Raw genomic sequence first — 17,664 nt, forward strand, 5'->3', positions numbered from 1 at the left:
TTACACGGCTCTTCTCATGGAGAACCGTCCCGCGGCAAGGGGTGTCGGAAAACCTTGCCGACGCCGCCATAATACTCCTGAAATGCCACCAAATGCAGGGGAAGGGCCACTCAGGTGCCAGTTAGCATGGGTTCATGAGCCAGGCTCCCAACGGCGATTTCCAATCGATCTTCCATGACACCCGGGATCTCACTCCCTTCCGCGAAGGATACGTGCGCACACCCGTCCGCGGATTGGCTGATGGCGTGGGTGAAGTGCTGTCCGGCGTCCTGACTGGCCGGGACCCCGCCCGCCTTTCTGTGCTGGGCGATGTTCCCCGGTTGAAGCGCTTGTCCACCAAGCAGGCCAAGGCAATGCATGAGGCCGTTTTCACCTCTACTGAGCCTGATCGGCTTATCTCCCTGGGCCGCGTCTACCCGGGGTGGGCGGGCTTGTGTTACGTGATGGCGGGACTGTTGGCGTACAAACACGGCGGCTATCTTCGGGCATCGGAGTTGCTGCGGCGCGGCTTAACAACAAGGATCGACGACGACGCGAGCCAGTTCTCGGCTCTCTACCTTGGGCAGGTGGTCACCAGGGTTGAGGTGGCCGAACGCATTGAGGTCCCGGTTTTGTTCAGTGAGGAGTCCGTATTCCTCGCGCTGGCCCATTGCCTTCGGGAGATGGGAATGATCGAGGCGGCGTTGGAAGCAGTGGTGGGTTTGCCGCCGTCGTTGCCTTCAGCCCTGGCACGCTGCACCGCAGCGTTTGCGCTGGACCGGCACAGGGACGTGGTGATGTGTACGGAGGGGTTGTTGAATACGGATGATCTCTCGGCAGCCTTGCTGCTGATCCGGGCTAGGTCGCAGCGGGCTCGTGGCGATTTTGAATCGGCCCAGGCGGCGCTGAAAGAGGTCCTTCGCCGGAGGAAGACCAGCCTGGCTCTGCGTAATGATGCCCTCACGGATCGAGCCCTTCTCGCGTTGGACCAGGGGCGGCGGACGCTGACTCCCCGTTCCAAGCGACCCGCCCCGCCAGCAGAGCTGGAGACCCTGGAAGTGATCCGCAAGGATGCAGAGATGCGTCGTTTGTGGGAGAACGACTTCAGGGAGCTCAGCGGGGAATAGGGCATTGTGCAGGCGCTGATGCAAGCGTAGTCTTGTAATCAACCAAGTGATTGATAAAGCATTTGGTTGACAAAGAAAGGTCGCGCAGGGTTATGGATCCAGACGCTCTGGACAAGGCGTTCATGGCCCTTGCTGATCCCGTCAGGCGGGGAATCGTTGCCCGGCTGTCGCGGGGAGACGCAACTGTCAATGAATTGGCGGAGCCCTTTGCGATCACCAAGCAGGCCGTTTCAAAACACATCCAGGTCCTGGAGCATGCAGGGCTGGTGACTCGCTCCCGCGATGCCCAACGCAGGCCAGTGCACCTGGACGCAGCCGCCCTCGAAGAGCTGACGGCATGGATAGACCAATACCGACTGATCGCCGAGCGTCGCTTCCGGGTACTCGACGAGCTCCTGGCCGAATCCGGCCCCGGGGTTCCCCAGGGGTCACAGGAAAAGAAGAAGAAGAGGAATTGAAATGAGCAATCCAACGGCAATCACTGCTGATGACGGCGTTCCGTTCGTAGACACCGTCCGCGAATTCGACGCACCGGTCAGCGCAGTGTTCAAGGCGCACGTGGACCCGGATCTGCTGGCCAAGTGGCTTGGTCCGCGGGACGCGAAACTGAACGTCACCGAATACAACGCCACCACCGGCGGCAGCTGGCACTACGAAAGTGGCCACGACAACGCGATGTACGGATTCCGCGGGGTCTTCCACACCGTAGACACCGACGAGCTGATCATCATGACCTTCGAATTCGACGGCGCCCCGGGCCAGGTGGGGATCAGCACCACCAGGTTCGAGGAAATCGATGGTCGCACCAGGATCGTCGTCCACGAGGTCTACCCATCGGTGGAAGCGCGTGACATGGCACTGGCCTCGGGCATGAATTACGGCGTGATCGAAGGGTACGAGCGGCTGGATGAGGTACTTGCCGCCTAGCCCCGCACCACGATGGGAAGGAGTTGCTCCGTCAACAGCACGGCTCCCAGCCCAATCATGATGATCCCGCTGGTCAGCGTCACCACCCGCGCGGCGCCCGGACGTGAAGCGAGCAGCTTCCGCGAGGTCAACGCGACCCCGGTGTACACCAGGCCGGCGAGGACCACGAAGGTCAGCCCCAGCAACCCGGACTGAACAGGAACAGGCAGTGCGGCTTCGGGGCTGACGAATTGCGGCACCAGCGCCACAAAGAACAACAGGCCTTTGGGGTTGATGCCGCTGGTGCCCATGCCTTGGAAGAACGTTCGGAGCTGGTTTCCTGACTGCACGACGGCGCCTTCCGCACTGAAGCTGGCCCCTCGCCATGAGCGCACGGTGGTGAAGCCGAGCCATAACAGGTACGCGGCGCCGGCAATCGTGAGCCAGCCCAGCAGGCCCGGGATTCCCGCCAGCAGGGCCGCCAGTCCTGCCGCCATCAGGACTGTGTGAACCACATATCCGCTGCATAGCCCGGCGACAGCGGGCACGAAGCTGCGCTGACGAAGTCCAGCCGAGATGGAGTAAGCCCAATCGACGCCGGGTGTGCAGGCCAACGAGACTGCGACGAGCATGAAGGCGAGGAACAGCTGTGGGTTCACGATCTCTCCAGGGATGTAGTGGGTAGGAAAACTCTAGGGAAAATCGCCCGATAAGTGTTCCCTGATTTATCCCTGAAACCGGCAATCTGGGTAAGATCATTGCGTGATTGACCATATTGACAAAAATATTTTGCGCCACCTCCAAGAGGACGGTCGAATGACCGCCACTGCCTTGGCATCGAAGGTTGGACTGACGGTGGCTCCGTGCCATCGAAGACTGCGGGACCTGGAGTCTTCCGGTGTCATTCGGGGCTACCGAGCGGACATCGATCCGGCTGCAGTAGGGCTCGGATTCGAGGCAATCGTGTTCGTCACGCTCCGTCAGGTGGAACGCACCATCATGGCGGAGTTCGAGGAACGTGTGACCGCAAGCCCCAACATCGTTGAGGCGCAGCGGCTGTTCGGCTCTCCCGACTATTTGTTGAAGGTCATCGCGGCTGACCTTCCTGCCTACCAGCGCTTCTATGACGACGAACTGGCAGCCCTGCCGGCTGTTGAGCGTCTCACGTCCACGTTGGTGATGAAGAACCTGAAGACCAATATTGGGCCGCCGGTCTAGGCGTTATTCCTTCTAGCGGCTATTCCTTCAGCAGCCCGGTAGTCCGATAGGGAATCACTTCGCGTAGGAACATGCTGGTGGACGTGCGCACGATTCCCGGGCAGAGCCTGATTTCCTCCGACACGCGGTAGAGGTCGTCCGGGCTCTTGGCTACCACCCGGATGATGAGGTCGGTATCGCCCGCAGGAGCGTGGCATTCGAGCACCTCGGGAATCTCCCGGAGCGCTGCGATGGCTTCATTGAGGTGGCTTTGGTCGAGTTCGGCGCTCACGGCAGCAGCCACACCCCGGCCAAGTGCCGAAGGCAGCACGCGGCTGCTGTTGGGCCGCAATGCTCCCGACGCCGTCATCCGCTCCAGACGGGACTGGACCGTGCCACGCGCCAGGTGCAGTTTCTGGGCCAGGACCATGATGGGGACGCGGGGATCCTCATCAAGGGCGGCGATGATCCTGCGGTCCGTCGCGTCGAGTTCCTGCAAAATGACCACTTCCTGTCTACAATTTCAACTCTGATTAGTCAGATCGACCACTCAATGCCATGTCTATTGCACCAACTGTATGCGTACTGCTGAAATGGTGACAACGAAGCAGGGCGAGGCTACCGCCGGACCCCGCAGGCAGCAGGCACCTGGAACACCACCCGGATCCCTGTACAGGTTTCCCGCAAGGAAGCAGCCGCTGATTGACTCTTGTTCACAGCATTGTCATTCTGCACCCGCCCGTCCTGTCGGGCAGCACAGCAAGAGCCCCTGAGCCACCGGATCGTTGCGGTAGCTGAGGGGCTCTTGTGTTGTGCGCGGACGCATAGGCTTGGATCATGACGTCTGCAGGCCGCTTCGCCCCGAGCCCTTCCGGGGAGCTACATGTAGGCAATCTCCGGACGGCGATCCTCGCCTGGCTCTTCGCTAAATCGACTGGCCGCGACTTCCTGCTGCGCGTTGAGGACCTGGACCGGGCCCGGTCCGGCGCGGAAGCGGAGCAGCTCCGCGACCTGAAGGCCGTCGGCGTCAGTTGGGACGCCGCCGTCGTACGTCAGACTGAGCGCGGACCGCTGTACGAGGAAGCGATTGAGCGCCTAACGGCCGAGGGCCGCATCTACGAGTGCTTCTGCACGCGCCGCGAAATCCAGGAAGCGCCGTCTGCGCCGCACTCTCCACAAGGCGCGTATCCGGGTACGTGCCGGAGGCTGTCCGAGGCCGAGCGCGAGATCCGCCGGGCGTCGCGTCCGGCATCGATCCGCCTCCGATCGGAGGTCGCCGAGTGGGCTGTTGAGGACCAGTTGCGCGGCCCCTACGTGGGTGTGGTGGACGACTTTGTGCTGCGCCGCAACGATGGAGTCACGGCCTACAACCTGGCAGTTGTAGTAGACGATGCCGCCCAGGGAATCGACCAGGTGGTCAGGGGCGATGACCTCCTTCCGTCCACTCCGCGGCAGGCGTACTTGGGCACCCTGTTGGGCTTGACTGTCCCGGAATATGCCCACGTTCCGCTGGTGGTAAACCACGACGGCGTGAGGTTGGCAAAGCGCGATGGCGCAGTGACGCTGGGCGACCTCGCCGCCGTCGGAGTTTCAGCGGAGCGGGTCCGGGACCTCCTCCTTGAGTCGTTGGGATTACCGGCTGGTTCCTTGCAGGATGCCGTGCCGGAATTCGACCCCCGAAGGCTGCCGAGGGAGCCGTGGGTGTGGAAAACCCCGAGAGGTTGAGTGCGGGCCAAGTAGGCTGTCTGGATGCATTCACAGGTGATCGCCCCAGGTTTCGAATCGGTAGCCGAGCTCTTCGAGAGTTTCCTCGAACGGGACCCTGAATATTCCGCCCAAGTGGCTGCGTACCATCGGGGTGTCAAGGTGCTGGATCTCAGCGGCGGGCCTCACATTCGTCCTGATTCAGTCACGGGTGTTTTCTCGTGTTCCAAGGGCATGGCAGGCCTTGTCATGGCTCTGCTGCTTCAAGACGGCGAACTGGATCTCGACGCGGAAGTGGCCAAATATTGGCCGGAGTTCGGTGTTGAAGGGAAAGCCTCCATCACTGTTTCCCAACTCCTTTCGCATCAGGCCGGACTGTTGGGCGTCCAGGAAGGCGTGAGCCTTGAGGAAGTTAACAATTCCGAACTCGCGGCCGCGAAGCTCGCCAAACTTCCGCCCCTCTGGATGCCCGGCGCGGCGTTCGGCTACCACGCCCTGACAATCGGCATTTTCATGGAAGAGCTGTGCCGTCGAATCACCGGTTCAACGCTCCAGGACGTCTTCGAACAGCGCATCCGGTCCGTGACGGGTGCCCACTTCTACCTTGGGCTACCGGATGCTGAGGAAAAACGTTTCGCGCCTTTCCGTTGGGCGGCCGACCCCGCGTCGCCGTGGGTGGACCCCGCCAGCCACTTAGGTTTGGCGGCCAATGCTGCAGAGGGCGACATCCTGGATCTTCCCAACATCCGTGAGGTCCGCGCCGCGGGTATGAGCTCGGTAGCGGGCGTTTCCAGCGCTGAGGGGATGGCCAGGATCTACGCTGCAGCGGTGACGGGGTTGGCGGCCGGCGGTCAGGCCGCCGTCGCACCCTTCCTCACGGAGGAGACCATCCGCAGGGTTTCCGCTGAGCAGGTGTTCGGGATCGATCGCGTCTTCGGCGAGGCCGGCTGCTTCGCCACGGTCTTCATGAAGTCGCACAGCCGCATGCCATTCGGCAGCTACCGCGCGTTCGGGCACGACGGCGCCAGCGCGTCTTTGGGGTTCGCGGACCCGGTGTATGAACTTGGCTTTGGATACGTCCCGCAACAGGCCGAGCCCGGAGGAATTGGATGCAACAATCTCCTGCTCAGTTCCGCCGTTCGGGAGGCGATTGCAGGGCTTGCCTCTTAGTTTTCCCTGTCTCGAAAGCCGGTACTTTTTTGGCCGCCCACCGAACAATCCAGCGGTGACGGCCGAAAAGCTGAAGATCGCGGCACGTGTCTCATGCCTGGAACCGTGGAGCTGCAGGCCGAGGCCAGAAGCAACGGGCAGCTTAACGCCTATGACATGCTGGGTTAATCAACTTGGGGGACTTCTTGAAGATCGTGCTTTACATCATCTGGGCCCTTTTCGTGGCCTCAGTCATCTGGGCTTTCATCGGTGCCCTGAGGAAAACCAGGCGCCAGGAGCGGCTGATTGCCATCTGGCCGAAAGTCCGGGCCACGGTGACAGGCAGCCGGCAAGGTTGGACCAGCGGCGGCGGCAACGCCACCCGGAGCGTCCGTTTTTGGCCGGCCTACCAGTTCCTTGACCCCCGCGGCATCCTGTACGTCGGGGAATCCGAGGTGTCGTACGCCAACCCGCCGGTACCAGGGTCGTCCCTGGAGGTGGCCTACAACCCCGCCGACCCGAACCAGTCCTTCCAGGTCGATGCCCCGTCCAAAATGGTCATCGGCTGCCTGATTCCGACCTTCGCGTTCTTCGCCCTCGCTTCATTCTGGTTCATCGGGATCTTCCCGTTGGGCTGAGCCGAAGACCTCCACGACCCGTCAGCACCTTAAGGAGCACCATAGTGAAAAGAATCCTCGCCGCCGCAGCCATAGCCGGACTGGCCGGCCTGACGGGCTGCGCCTCAGCACCGGCACCTGTCGGCCCTACTTCCATACCCTCGCCAGAGACCGCCACTACACAGGCCTCGCCGTCGGAGTCTTCGGCCTCCGAAGCGGCTGCACTTGGCAGCGTCAAGGACGTCTGCGAGGCCTTCAATACGCTCTACGCCGAGTACAAGGCAGTCCCGGACAACGATTCCAACGCTTTCGAGGACATCTACCTGAAGTCCGAGGATGCCAAGAAGACCGTTACCGGGAACCTGAGGGGCCTCTTTGCTTCGTTGAGCCTCCTGGCCATTGACCACTCGGGCGCGGCCGAACACGGAGGCAAACCCGAACAGGCATCTAAGGACGCCGTCCGCGACGCAGTTTTCGCCAACGCCGGCGCCTGCACTGCCGAGGGCGTGACGCTCCGTCTCTAGGTAGGCCCGGCGGGGCGGCCACAGCTGCTGCTGACGCTGTGCCGGTGAAGCGCGCCTGCCAGATTTGCCGGCAAGAATTTCCCCGGCGCACGTTTACCGGAGTTGTGGTTCCCTGGCCATCCGTGGACATTGCAGAGCCGGGGGTAAAGGGCTAGGTTCCTCCTTGGGGGACGGTTCTCTGATCTGTAGGAGACGTAACGTCCCCGTGACCTTGACGATAGAGGTGCTGGTCACCTCTTTGATCAGATGTTCGGTCAGATCAAAGCGGCCCTCAAAGTAGTGCTGGGCCGCCGAGGGGTGCCGGTGAGAGCTGTGCTGCTGGAACTCCGGCAGCCATGCCCGCCCACAGGGTGTCAGTGGTGGCAGCAACAACGTCCTCAACACTGTTGCCGTCCAGCTGCTTGCCTGCCGCCAGGAGCGCGGCGCCATGCAAGCTCACGAAGCACACCATGGCCAGGGTTTCCGTGTCGCCCGGGGCCAAGGCTCCACCATCCTGTGCCTCTGCAATGAGGGCGCGGGCTACGTGGATCCCTTGTTCGCCGATGTTCCGCAACTCCGTGCTGGACCCGGGGTGATGCTTGGTTGAGTACATGATGGTCAAGAGCGCCGGGTGGGAGACCGCGAAGTCCACATAGGCCTTGGCTACGCTGGCAAAGCGCTGACGAAGGTCATCGCCACTGCCGGCTGCCGCAAGTATGCGCTGGTTCATTAACTCAAAGCCAGCCAGCGCCAAGGCGTCGATGAGGGCTTGCTTGTCGCGGAAATGTTTGGCCGGCGCCCCATGGCTGACGTTGAGGTCCCGGGCCAGTTGCCTCAGGGAGAGTCCGTCGACGCCGGCTTGCTCGATGGTTTCCATGGCGCGCTCCAGTAGCGCCTCGCGCAGCTTGCCATGGTGATAGGGCTGGTCCGTCATAACTCATAGTCTAGCCGAGAAGTAGTCATTGACAACAATGTAGACAGTGCCTACGATGTTGGCATTGACTACTTCGAGTCAACCCGGCTGGAATCCCAAGCCGGCGTTTACAGATTGGAACCGCCATGACCACGACCTATTCCGGTACCACTGCGCTGATCACAGGCGCCAGTTCCGGGCTCGGCGCTGAATTTGCCAGCCGCTTTGCCGCCCGGGGCTCCAACCTTGTCCTCGTGGCCCGCCGCGCGGACCGCCTTGAAGAACTGGCCAAGAAACTGCGGACTGACCACGGCATAGCCGTCACCGTGCTTCCCATGGACCTTGGGCGGGCCGGTGTTGGCAAGGAACTCGTAGATGAAATGGCCAAGCGCGGAATCATAGTGGACACCCTCATCAACAATGCAGGCTTCGGAACCCGCGCTCCGTTGGTGGAGGAAGACCCGGAAGTTATCGCTTCCGAGATCGCACTCAATGTGGCTGCCTTGGTGGATATCACCCGGGCCTTCATGCCGGGCATGCGCTCCTCGGGCAAGGGTGCGCTGGTGAATGTCGCGAGCACCGCAGCGTTCCAACCCATCCCGGGCATGGCCGTCTACGGGGCTACGAAGGCATTCGTCCTCAGCTTCACCGAGGCCGTTGCCCACGAGGCCAAGAGCTCGGGACTGCGTGTGCTTGCCCTCTGCCCGGGCGCCACCCGCACTGAGTTCTTCGATGTCCTCGGCAGCGAATCCGCGGCAGTCGGGCGGATGCAAACCTCAGCGCAGGTTGTGCAGACAGCCCTCAAAGCGCTGGACCGCCCCGGAACTCCGGCAAGCGTTGTCTCCGGCTGGGCCAACCGGATCGCAGCAGGTCTCGCACAGCGCTTGCCGAGGGCGCTCGCAGTGGGCATCGCCGCCCGCGCTGTTCAGGAGTAGTTCCAGCGCAGGAGTAGTTCCAGTACCCGGGTAGGTGCTGCGGGGAACTTTGCGGATAGCCTGAAGAAAGGTCCGATCCCTGTTCGGGGCCTACATCAATCCGGAGGCCAGCATGACCGAACCACGCTTCACCGTTGAGACCGCGAAGATACTCGCCGAGGTGGCCCACAACCGCCAAAAGGACAAGCTCAAGCGTCCTTATCGGGAGCATGTCCTGGCGGTGGGGGACGCGCTAGCCGACTTTGACGAGGACATCCAGATTGCGGGCTACCTTCACGACATCGCCGAGGACACTCCCATCACACGGCAAGCCTTGTTGGATATGGGGGTATCCGAGCGCGCCCTTGCCATCATCGAACGTGTCACGCGCCGCTTCCACGATGACCCCGACGACTATGAAGCAGGGATCCGGTTTGTGGCCGAAGACCATGACGCCACCTTGGTCAAAATCGCCGATAATGCCCACAATTCCTTGCCCGAACGCGTACAGGCGCTGGCGGAGAAATGGCCCGACAAGCCGCCCATGACCCGCTACGCCGACGCCCGTCCAGTGCTTTACAACGCCGTGCCGCGGGAAGAAGTGGAGTTGATCCTGCAGAGGGTAAACCCGTATCTACTTCCGGAGCTCGACGACATCGTTCCTGACTAAGCCGGCCCTGAGTAGCCACGGCGCGTCAGCCCTCCAGCAGGCGCCGACGATGCTTCAGCTCCTTGGTCCATTCCTTCGTTTGCCTCGCCGCGAAGGGAGAGGCGCCGCCGTCGAGGTCGCTGATCAAGGAGCCGGTTGCCTTCAGGGCAATGTTCATTGAATGCTGTGCCGCCCGTTCAGTCAGTCCAAGCTTCGCGGCCCAGGCGAGGAAGTGCTTGCGTGAGATGCCGGTCTTCTTCCCACCGACGGCCAACGCCAGCGTCTTGTCGCCGTAGACCACTGTGGACGGAATGTCGTAGACCGGGGCGATGGTGAATTCGCGGACGCCAAGAACCCCAGGCGCCTCCACCATCGAAACGTTCTTGGCGTGCAGGTCCCCGTTCCCTGTCAGCCAGGCAAACGCGAGTTGGATGACCAGATTTCGGAGTGCTGGAAGGCGTGCGGGGCAATGCCCGGCCAGCGCCGAACAGACTTCACTGAACGGAACACTGTACTTGTCAGCCGGGTACAGCCCCAGGATCTGGGCGCCGTCCTCCACAGCCAGCCGAAGAGGCGAACCGTCGGGGGCGGTGACCCGATCGAATCGCTCCACCAGAAGCCCCGCCCGGCCACCGACGTCGTGCACCAACTGCACGTTGCTCACAGGAATCCGCAGCCGACGCGCATAGCGGAACATCAGGAACTCGTTTTCCACCACGGAGGGGAACTCCGGGGCGTTGAGCTTAAGGATGTATCGCTTGCCTGCCTGCGCCACGGGGAGTGAAATCATCCCGGCAGACAACTTGTCCTGCACACCCGCCAGCGCTACGGGATCGATCAATCCGGAATCGCCCAGCAACGCATCAAAGTCCAGCGGCAGTTTTGAATCAAGCACGACGGCGGCGCCCCCTTCCGCCAGTGCCTCGCCGTGGGGGACCGTCTGGACATCGCCCACTGCGTCGCCGCCCGCAGCCATGAGAAGGGCGAGTTCGTCGTCCGCGCTCGCCTTGACGCTGCGTCGCAGCGAGTTGAGGCGCCGACCCTCAGGCAGCAGGCCGGTGAAGTAGGGCGGGACTGCACCGCTGGGCGTGAAAACAGGCTCGGCCCTCACGGGGAGAGTCGTTGCCACGGCGGGTAGGCCGGCGTCGAGGTACTTCGGGAGGTAGCTGAACTTGGTGCCGCCCTCATGCCGCTCGAGGCGCGCCGCGAGGATGCCCTGCTTGTAGACGTCCGCGATACGGTGGAAGGTCATTGTGCTGTCTCAGAAGCTGTCTCAGAAGCGGTAGACCTGCCGGCCTGGCGGAGGGAAAGTTCCAGGCCGAGGGTGTCGAGCACCGCCAAAAGGGGCTCAAGCTGGACTGTGCTCTTGCCTGTTTCCACGAATCGGACGAACCGTTCGGAGACTCCCGCGAGATCGGCGAGGTCCTGTTGGCTCAGGCTCAACGAGGCACGGCGGGCGCGTACTTCAGAGCCCAAAGTTGTCATGAGGTTGTTCGCTGGCATGAGATCCTCCCCGCCCAGTGCAATCGGTACGAACGTGCCGATTACCTCAGTTTGCACCCGTCAGCAGGCAGAAACAAGGCGTTCCAACGAAAAACCGGCACGAACGTACCGCCTAAGTGTGCGGACCTTAGCCCGCGGCCGCCTCCAGTCGACGCAACGCTGCTGCCCGGCCCTTGTGTCCCCGGCGCTCATCGAAAATGATCGAGAGGCCGAGCACCACCATCATTTCCAGCATGCACACAGGCACGGATGCGCCCGCCGCGGCCATGGCGATACTGCCAGCCAGGCCTATCACCACCAGCGTTGAGCTCCAGAGAAGCTCGCGGTCCCAGCCCAGCATGATGCTGTAGAGGGTGCTGAGCGAGACCTTGAACAGAATGACCGGGATGGCGATCGAGGCGACCGCGCCCGCCGCCGGAATGTGTGCCTCATGATCAATGAAGTACGCGGCAACGTGAAGTCCGGCGCCAGTGGCGGCAATGGCTGCGAAAAGGGGAAGGTGCCCGTATCCGAATATCCATGAGCGGTGCCGTTGCACGTGGAGGGCCGGGCCCGAGGGCAGGATGAAGTAAATCCACCACAGGGCAAAGGCCAGCCCTGTCCCGCTCAAACCAACCAGCGCAGCATCCAACGTCCAGCCGTGGAGGGCAACGATCGCGCGCAGCGTTTCAATCGCGCCGATCAAACATTCGCCCAACGCAATGATGGCCAGGAGTCCGTACCGTTCTGCGATGTGATGGGCGTGCCACGGGGTGCGGATGTTCCGTTCCGCGAAGTACGGCGCCGCCATCTCCAGGATGAACAACGGGGCTGCCATGAGGAAGGTGGTGGCCACGCTCGCATCGATCAAAAGGACCCCCACCCAGCCGACTTGCACCACTGCAACGTACTTTGCATACCGCAAGCACGTTTCACGGCGTGCTGGGTCCTGGCGGGCAGCGCGCAGCCATTGGAAGATCAGGGCCACGCGCATGATGATGTAGCCCAGCACCATGGCCACGTTGTCCACGTGTTTGCCTTCGATGATCGAGTGGAACATCGGCTCTATGCCCATGGCCAGGATGAGCACACCCACCATTTGGACCATGGTTACGACGCGGAACACCCAGTCATCGGTGTCGTAGGCGCTGGCGAACCACGTGAAGTTGATCCAGGCCCAGATAGTTGCGAACATGGCGAACGCGAACGCAAGGAGCCCTGGCCAGAAATGCGCCTCCGCCACAGCATGGGCGAATTGGCTGCCGGCAACTCCGAAGGCAATAACAAACGTCAAGTCGAAGAACAGCTCCAGCGGAGTGGCCGTGCGGTGCTTTTCGTGCGGATCGCGGCCGCCCATGCGGGACAGCGCGTGGCGCAGGGGATTTGTGGACATGGGTCAAAGATTACCGGTGCACCTGTTCCCGCGGATGGAACCCTTACACGCGGCCCAGCACATCGATGTCTTCGAGGAACTCCTGGTACACCTCGTCACTCACGGTCGTGCGGGTATCGGCGATGGCGTCGAGGTAGTCCTGTGTGACCGGGCCCTTCCGTCCGTTCGACGAAACCGTGGACGACGCACCCGAAGTAGGTGCGTCGTCGTACACTGCTTTTTCCAAGGCACGCTGTGAGGCGCTGCGTGCCGCGAACTCGATGTCCGCCGGCGAGAAGCCCTGGGTGCGTTCCACCAACTGGGCAATGTCGACGTCGTCCACCACGGTGGCGGGGATGAACCGCTGCCACATTGCCTCGCGGGCGTGGACGTCCGGCAGGCCGATGGGGATGACGTAATCGAACCGGCCGTGGCGCAGGAAGGCTGTGTCCAGGGCGCGAATGAAGTTGGTGGCGCAGACCAGGAGACGGCCGGGCTGTTCGCGGAATGCCGGGATGATCTTGAGGAGTTCGTTGGTGACGCCCTGCAGCGGCGACGGCGGATCGCCCGCCCGCTGCGAGGCGATCTCTTCCACTTCGTCGATGAACACCACTGCGTGTTCCAGCTCGGCGATTTCCAGGAATGTCTCCCGCAGCGCCCCGGCCAGGCCCTTGGGATCAGACGCCAGGCGGGACGGGAACACCTCCACGAACGGCCACTCGAGCCGCGACGCGATTGCCTTGGCGAACGTGGTCTTGCCGGTGCCCGGAGGACCGAAAAGCACGACGGCGCGCGGCGGCACCACGCCGTACTCGTCGGCGAGGTCGGCCTCAGCCAGGGGGAGAACCAGACGGCGTTCCAACAGTTCCTTCTCGCGCTTCATGCCCGCCACGTTTTCCCACAGGTCACGGGCCAGGATCCGGCCACCCAACAGGCTTAGCGGTTCCAGCTCCTGGCGTTGCACGGGGATGGTCCTCTCGAAGTAGCGCAGGTTCTTCTTCACCACAAAGCCACGGCCCAGGAACGCTTCCACGCGCGTCTCGGTTTCCGGCATGAGCGCAGAGAGCTTGTTGAGTCCGTGCGGAGCCATGCGATTCTCGACGGCGGACAGCAGAGAAGTGCCAATGCCCCTGCCGCGGAACTCCGTCAGTGTCGCGAGGAAAACGACCCAGCCTTGGTCATGGGCCGCACGCCCAACGGCGGCGCCAACTACTTGGTCGCCCTGGACCGCCACCACTGCATGGTCCTTTTCGCACGAGGCCAGGACCTCGGAGAGTGCGTACACGGGCTCTACACCGTCAGCCTTGAGTGACTCCCAGAGGTGCAGAATGCCGTCAAGATCGGACGAGTGGAAGTCCCTGATACGCCAGTTGGTCATGGGGTTTCTCCTGGGTGTGCTTGGTGGATCGCCGTTGATTCCTTGGAGTTGAGCATAGGCGAACCACCCGCCCGGAACGTTGCGGGCCCGTTGCGTTACGGAGCAACCCACGACGGCGGCCTGTCGGCACCCGCTTTCGTCCCCTCACTTTCGCGTATTCGAAAGGCAAGCTTCCTTCTCCGAGAGTTTCCGATGCGAGGATCTCGAACTCGGTCTCGCAAGTCACCCGTCCGTGCATCAGGCATGCCATCGAAACTGTTCTTCAGCATGAAGACATGCTTCCCTCTTGCAGGGTTAGGAACTTTTTCCCGCTGCCACGATCCGTGGAATGTATTCACTATTCAGCCATTGGACGGCATCGCCGACAGTGGGAAGTACTACTTCTTCCAGGCCGGTTGCTGCATCGGAGTACAGGGTGTTCCACTCCTTAGTGGAGGCTGCCACAGCTGGCCAGGCGTGTTGGCGCCGGAATCGGAAGAGCCGTTCCACCGTCTCAGCTACCAAGACATCGTCGGCAAGTCCTGCCATCAGTTGCAAGTCGACCAGATCGTGGGCCCGCTGGCTGCCCGGTTCGGTGCATGCATGCAGCTTCTGTGATACCTGGTGGTGAAGTGGTAGGACGGGCACGGGATCCGGTCGGGGGAGCCCCAGGGCCATGAAGGTGTCGATCAATTCCGCCGAGAGTGCTGTCTCCGTGAGATCTTCGGTTGCTCCAAGTTCGTCGAAGCCGACTTCAAGCTCCACGGTGGTGAAGGATTTGTTTCGGTACTGCAGCTTCACGGCGAAAGGCTGCATGACGTACGCGGACGGCACGCTCGCTGGTCCGCGTGGAGTTCCTGACACAACTGCACCGGTGAATCCTCCCCACCCAGCTTCAAGGTTCTTTCGCAACTGCTCTTCAAAATTCTGCATGTCCCCGCGAAAGGCGGTGTCCAGATCAGGGGTTTGACGCGTAAGGTTCTCGCCAAGCCGCAGCTTCAGACCTGTGCCACCCTTCACGGCTGATGGGGGCAGCATCTGGCACACGGCCAGATTGGCTACCAGGGACTTGAGCTTGGCGACGGTCGAGTTCTCGGCCTTTGCGCGCTCCGCAATCCTGCTCTCCAGGTACCGGACATTCTTGGGCGGAGTGATTTCCTCCCGCTGATCTTCGTCGAGTGGTTCGCTCAAGATGTCTCCAATTCTCTGATGACACGGGCTGCAGCTGCTGAGTCGAGTAAACCACGCTGCTCCGCTTTGCGGGTCGCATCCGCCAGGCGTTCAGTCATGATTCGTCCTCGAGAACCTAACAGCGCACTTTCCACACTCATTGCCGGGATGCCTTCAATGTAACCGCGGTCCCAAAGGGGCACTTTCCGCTGTTCAATTTCGACCGTGTCCGGGAGTCGGCTGCGTACGCGCCGAGGAGTGGCTACCCTGATTTTGCGGAGGTTGACCTGGCCCAATCCGTAGGCTGCGAGCACCGATTCGTCAGCGAGTACCGCTTCCTGTCCTCCGAGCGCGACAGCTTCAGCAAACTCGTCGAGGTTCTTCGAAGGGACTTCGAGCATTCGGTACACACCGTGCCCGATGCGTCGCAGGGCTCCGCGCGCAGTCAGTTTCCGGAGCTCCACGGGCGGTACTCCTGCTTCGCCCGCATCGGCAACTGTGATGACGCCATGGGTGTCGTAAGCAAGTTCCCTAAGGATTTGCCGGTACGAGCTAGTCGATCTCATGGCAAAAGCGTACCGTTTTCGGTACGCTTTTGCCATACTTACGACCATTGCGTCACGACGGTCATCCTCATGACCTTCGTAGCCCTCGCCCTCCAGGCTGTCCTGGTCGCGGTCGACAGTACCGAGGCCCTGAATCTGTTTCAGCAGGGCGTTCAGTCAGCCTGGTGGGTTACGAAAGCTTCTGCGAGCAGTAGCCGAGTCATAGGCCAAGACGCAGCGAAAGCATCTTCCTACCCATCCGACGCTGGCAAACCAGCCCCAACCAAACCAGCCCCTACTGAACCGGCCTTAGCCGCAATCCCTGCATGCCGCCGTCGACGGCCAGGGAGGTTCCCGACGTCGAACCGGACAGGGGGCTCGCGAGGTAAGCCACCGCGCCCGCAACCTCAGCCGGGTCCACCATCCGCCCATGCGGTTGACGGGCATTGAGTGCGGCGCGCTCAGCTGCCGGGTCAGCGGCGGAATCCAGGAGGCGGCCCACCCAGGGCGTGTCCACAGTGCCTGGATTTACGCAATTCACGCGGATGCCCTCGCGAACGTGGTCGGCAGCCATGGCAAGCGTTAACGACAGCACTGCGCCCTTGGACGCCGAGTACAGCGCCCGCTGGGGAAGCCCGGCGGTCGCGGCGATTGAGCAGGTATTCACGATCGAAGCGGCCGGCGACTCGCGCAGGTACGGCAGGGCAGCCCGGCTGACCCGTGCAATTCCTACGACGTTGATGTTCAGGACCCGGAGCCACTCGTCGTCGTCGTTCGCGGCGATGTCACCTTGGGCGCCAATGCCGGCGTTATTGACCACGATGTCCAGGCGGCCAAACTGCTTGGCAACGGTTTCGACGGCGGTTCGCACCGAGGCGTCATCGGCCACGTTGCATTCCACGCCGAAGTGCGGGCTGGTTTCCGGTGTCAGATCCAGGACCGCAACTTGCGCGCCGCCGGCGGCGAGCCGGTCCGCGATGGCCGCACCAATTCCGGAGGCTCCGCCGGTCACGAGTGCTGCCAGGCCTTCGAATTCCTGGCCCACTGGGGATGCCATCAGGCGTTGACGTGGGCGGGCGCGGCGGAAACGGTCCCGGCCTTCGCGCGGTAGTATTCCTGCCGCTGGCATCCCAGGCCGTCGATCTCCAGTTCCACTACGTCGCCGGGCTGGATGTACGGGAAACGACCAGACAGGGCCACACCCTCGGGTGTGCCAGTGATGATGACGTCGCCAGGCTCCAGGACCATGTACTGGCTGAGGTGGTGAACGATCGTGGCGGGATCGAAAATCATGTCCGAGGTGTTCGAGTCTTGGCGGGCTTCGCCATTGACCGAGGTCCTCAGCCGGAGGTTGCTGGGATCCACCTCAGTTGCGGGAACCAGCCACGGGCCAAGAGGAGTGGAGGCGGGGAGTGACTTGCCCTTGGTCCATTGTCCCGCGGCTCCGGGGATCTGGTAGTCGCGCTCGGAGAGGTCGTTGGCCACTGCGTAGCCGGCGATGCATGCTTCGGCCTCGTCCAGGGAGGAAAGGTAGGACGCTTCCTTGCCGATCACTATTGCCAATTCCACTTCCCAGTCATACTTTTCCGACGACGGTGGGATGGGGGCAGCGTCGAAAGGACCGCTGATGGTGTTGGACGGCTTCAGGAAAACCACTGGTACCTCGGGCACCGCGGCACCGGATTCGGCGGCGTGTGCGGTGTAGTTCAGCCCGATGCAGATGACCGAGCCCGGACGGGCCACAGGCGCTCCGATGCGCACCCCGTCCGCGGAAATTTCAGGGAGTTCCGCGGATTCCAGGGCTGCGCGGGTGCGGGCGAAACCGTCCGAGGCGAGGAAAACGCCGTCGATGTCTTTGGTCAGCGGCGAGAGATCGAAGTACTTCTCTGTGCCGTCGGCGTCCTGGGCGATGACGGCCGGTTGTTCGTTTCCGGCCGTACCCAGCCTGGCGAATTTCAAGGTCATGGCTTCCTCCGTGCGTTTGGGACTAACATCCGAGCTCTAGTGTGCTGTTTCACTACATAATACGGAAATGTGACCCATTGACAAGGTAGACATCCGATGTTTAGCTCTACCTAGA

The 17,664-nt window shown here is 62.3% G+C and carries 21 protein-coding genes; 10 read left to right on the forward strand and 11 right to left on the reverse strand.

The window, feature by feature from the left end; all coding sequences use genetic code 11:
• Positions 1-134: 134 nt before the first annotated feature.
• From AC1DD7_RS14330 to AC1DD7_RS14340, 3 genes are all read left to right on the forward strand, one after another.
• The gene (locus AC1DD7_RS14330) at positions 135-1,106 is read left to right on the forward strand and encodes a hypothetical protein (protein ID WP_477515505.1); all 972 of its coding nucleotides are present in this window, start codon (positions 135-137) and stop codon (positions 1,104-1,106) included.
• Positions 1,107-1,198: 92 nt separating this feature from the next.
• The gene (locus AC1DD7_RS14335) at positions 1,199-1,564 is read left to right on the forward strand and encodes an ArsR/SmtB family transcription factor (RefSeq protein WP_477515506.1); all 366 of its coding nucleotides are present in this window, start codon (positions 1,199-1,201) and stop codon (positions 1,562-1,564) included.
• A gap of 1 nt (position 1,565) precedes the next feature.
• Positions 1,566-2,033: an SRPBCC family protein gene (locus AC1DD7_RS14340; RefSeq protein WP_477515507.1), complete on the forward strand. Its 468-nt coding sequence runs from the start codon at positions 1,566-1,568 to the stop codon at positions 2,031-2,033.
• On the opposite strand, the gene AC1DD7_RS14345 is transcribed toward AC1DD7_RS14340, so the two are convergent.
• Positions 2,030-2,671: a LysE family translocator gene (locus AC1DD7_RS14345; RefSeq protein ID WP_431116997.1), complete on the reverse strand. Its 642-nt coding sequence runs from the start codon at positions 2,669-2,671 to the stop codon at positions 2,030-2,032. The genes AC1DD7_RS14340 and AC1DD7_RS14345 overlap by 4 nt on opposite strands.
• 103 nt (positions 2,672-2,774) lie before the next feature.
• Here AC1DD7_RS14345 and AC1DD7_RS14350 point away from each other — a divergent pair, with 103 nt between their 5' ends.
• Positions 2,775-3,230, forward strand: coding sequence for an Lrp/AsnC family transcriptional regulator (locus AC1DD7_RS14350; RefSeq protein WP_431116996.1), 456 nt, complete (start codon positions 2,775-2,777; stop codon positions 3,228-3,230).
• Positions 3,231-3,249: 19 nt separating this feature from the next.
• Here AC1DD7_RS14350 and AC1DD7_RS14355 read toward each other — a convergent pair whose 3' ends face one another.
• Positions 3,250-3,708, reverse strand: coding sequence for an Lrp/AsnC family transcriptional regulator (locus AC1DD7_RS14355; protein WP_431120058.1), 459 nt, complete (start codon positions 3,706-3,708; stop codon positions 3,250-3,252).
• Between the two features lie 338 nt (positions 3,709-4,046).
• Between AC1DD7_RS14355 and gluQRS the strand changes: the two genes are divergently transcribed.
• From gluQRS to AC1DD7_RS14375, 4 genes are all read left to right on the forward strand, one after another.
• Positions 4,047-4,934, forward strand: coding sequence for a tRNA glutamyl-Q(34) synthetase GluQRS (gene gluQRS / locus AC1DD7_RS14360; protein WP_477515508.1), 888 nt, complete (start codon positions 4,047-4,049; stop codon positions 4,932-4,934).
• Between the two features lie 24 nt (positions 4,935-4,958).
• Positions 4,959-6,083: a serine hydrolase domain-containing protein gene (locus AC1DD7_RS14365; protein WP_477515509.1), complete on the forward strand. Its 1,125-nt coding sequence runs from the start codon at positions 4,959-4,961 to the stop codon at positions 6,081-6,083.
• A 194-nt stretch (positions 6,084-6,277) separates the two neighbouring features.
• Positions 6,278-6,700 (forward strand): DUF3592 domain-containing protein, encoded by a 423-nt coding sequence (locus AC1DD7_RS14370; protein ID WP_477515561.1) that lies wholly within the window; start codon positions 6,278-6,280, stop codon positions 6,698-6,700.
• A gap of 44 nt (positions 6,701-6,744) precedes the next feature.
• Entirely contained in the window at positions 6,745-7,203 is a 459-nt protein-coding gene (locus AC1DD7_RS14375) for a hypothetical protein (RefSeq protein WP_477515510.1), read from the forward strand.
• Between the two features lie 271 nt (positions 7,204-7,474).
• On the opposite strand, the gene AC1DD7_RS14380 is transcribed toward AC1DD7_RS14375, so the two are convergent.
• Positions 7,475-8,116: a TetR/AcrR family transcriptional regulator gene (locus AC1DD7_RS14380; protein ID WP_477515511.1), complete on the reverse strand. Its 642-nt coding sequence runs from the start codon at positions 8,114-8,116 to the stop codon at positions 7,475-7,477.
• 125 nt (positions 8,117-8,241) lie between these two features.
• Here AC1DD7_RS14380 and AC1DD7_RS14385 point away from each other — a divergent pair, with 125 nt between their 5' ends.
• Together AC1DD7_RS14385 and AC1DD7_RS14390 are read left to right on the forward strand one after the other, a co-directional pair.
• On the forward strand, positions 8,242-9,030 hold the full coding sequence (locus AC1DD7_RS14385) for an SDR family NAD(P)-dependent oxidoreductase (protein WP_477515512.1): 789 nt from the start codon (positions 8,242-8,244) through the stop codon (positions 9,028-9,030).
• Positions 9,031-9,142: 112 nt separating this feature from the next.
• The gene (locus AC1DD7_RS14390; protein ID WP_442018603.1) at positions 9,143-9,679 is read left to right on the forward strand and encodes an HD domain-containing protein; all 537 of its coding nucleotides are present in this window, start codon (positions 9,143-9,145) and stop codon (positions 9,677-9,679) included.
• 25 nt (positions 9,680-9,704) lie between these two features.
• On the opposite strand, the gene AC1DD7_RS14395 is transcribed toward AC1DD7_RS14390, so the two are convergent.
• From AC1DD7_RS14395 to AC1DD7_RS14430, 8 genes are all read right to left on the reverse strand, one after another.
• Positions 9,705-10,910: a type II toxin-antitoxin system HipA family toxin gene (locus tag AC1DD7_RS14395; RefSeq protein ID WP_477515513.1), complete on the reverse strand. Its 1,206-nt coding sequence runs from the start codon at positions 10,908-10,910 to the stop codon at positions 9,705-9,707.
• Positions 10,907-11,161, reverse strand: a complete 255-nt coding sequence (locus AC1DD7_RS14400; protein WP_477515514.1) for a helix-turn-helix transcriptional regulator — start codon at positions 11,159-11,161, stop codon at positions 10,907-10,909. Before AC1DD7_RS14400 ends, AC1DD7_RS14395 begins: the two co-directional genes overlap by 4 nt.
• Positions 11,162-11,288: 127 nt before the next feature.
• On the reverse strand, positions 11,289-12,533 hold the full coding sequence (locus AC1DD7_RS14405) for a low temperature requirement protein A (protein ID WP_477515515.1): 1,245 nt from the start codon (positions 12,531-12,533) through the stop codon (positions 11,289-11,291).
• A gap of 43 nt (positions 12,534-12,576) precedes the next feature.
• Positions 12,577-13,890, reverse strand: a complete 1,314-nt coding sequence (locus tag AC1DD7_RS14410; protein ID WP_477515516.1) for an ATP-binding protein — start codon at positions 13,888-13,890, stop codon at positions 12,577-12,579.
• A 294-nt stretch (positions 13,891-14,184) separates the two neighbouring features.
• Positions 14,185-15,060: a nucleotidyl transferase AbiEii/AbiGii toxin family protein gene (locus AC1DD7_RS14415; RefSeq protein ID WP_477515517.1), complete on the reverse strand. Its 876-nt coding sequence runs from the start codon at positions 15,058-15,060 to the stop codon at positions 14,185-14,187.
• Entirely contained in the window at positions 15,057-15,605 is a 549-nt protein-coding gene (locus AC1DD7_RS14420) for a type IV toxin-antitoxin system AbiEi family antitoxin domain-containing protein (protein ID WP_477515518.1), read from the reverse strand. The genes AC1DD7_RS14415 and AC1DD7_RS14420 overlap by 4 nt, the downstream gene beginning before the upstream one ends.
• A 274-nt stretch (positions 15,606-15,879) precedes the next feature.
• On the reverse strand, positions 15,880-16,641 hold the full coding sequence (locus AC1DD7_RS14425) for an SDR family NAD(P)-dependent oxidoreductase (protein ID WP_477515519.1): 762 nt from the start codon (positions 16,639-16,641) through the stop codon (positions 15,880-15,882).
• The gene (locus AC1DD7_RS14430; protein ID WP_477515520.1) at positions 16,641-17,549 is read right to left on the reverse strand and encodes a fumarylacetoacetate hydrolase family protein; all 909 of its coding nucleotides are present in this window, start codon (positions 17,547-17,549) and stop codon (positions 16,641-16,643) included. The genes AC1DD7_RS14425 and AC1DD7_RS14430 overlap by 1 nt, the downstream gene beginning before the upstream one ends.
• Positions 17,550-17,664 lie beyond the last annotated feature (115 nt).

The sequence above is a fragment of the Paenarthrobacter sp. 10L412 genome (assembly GCF_056395565.1).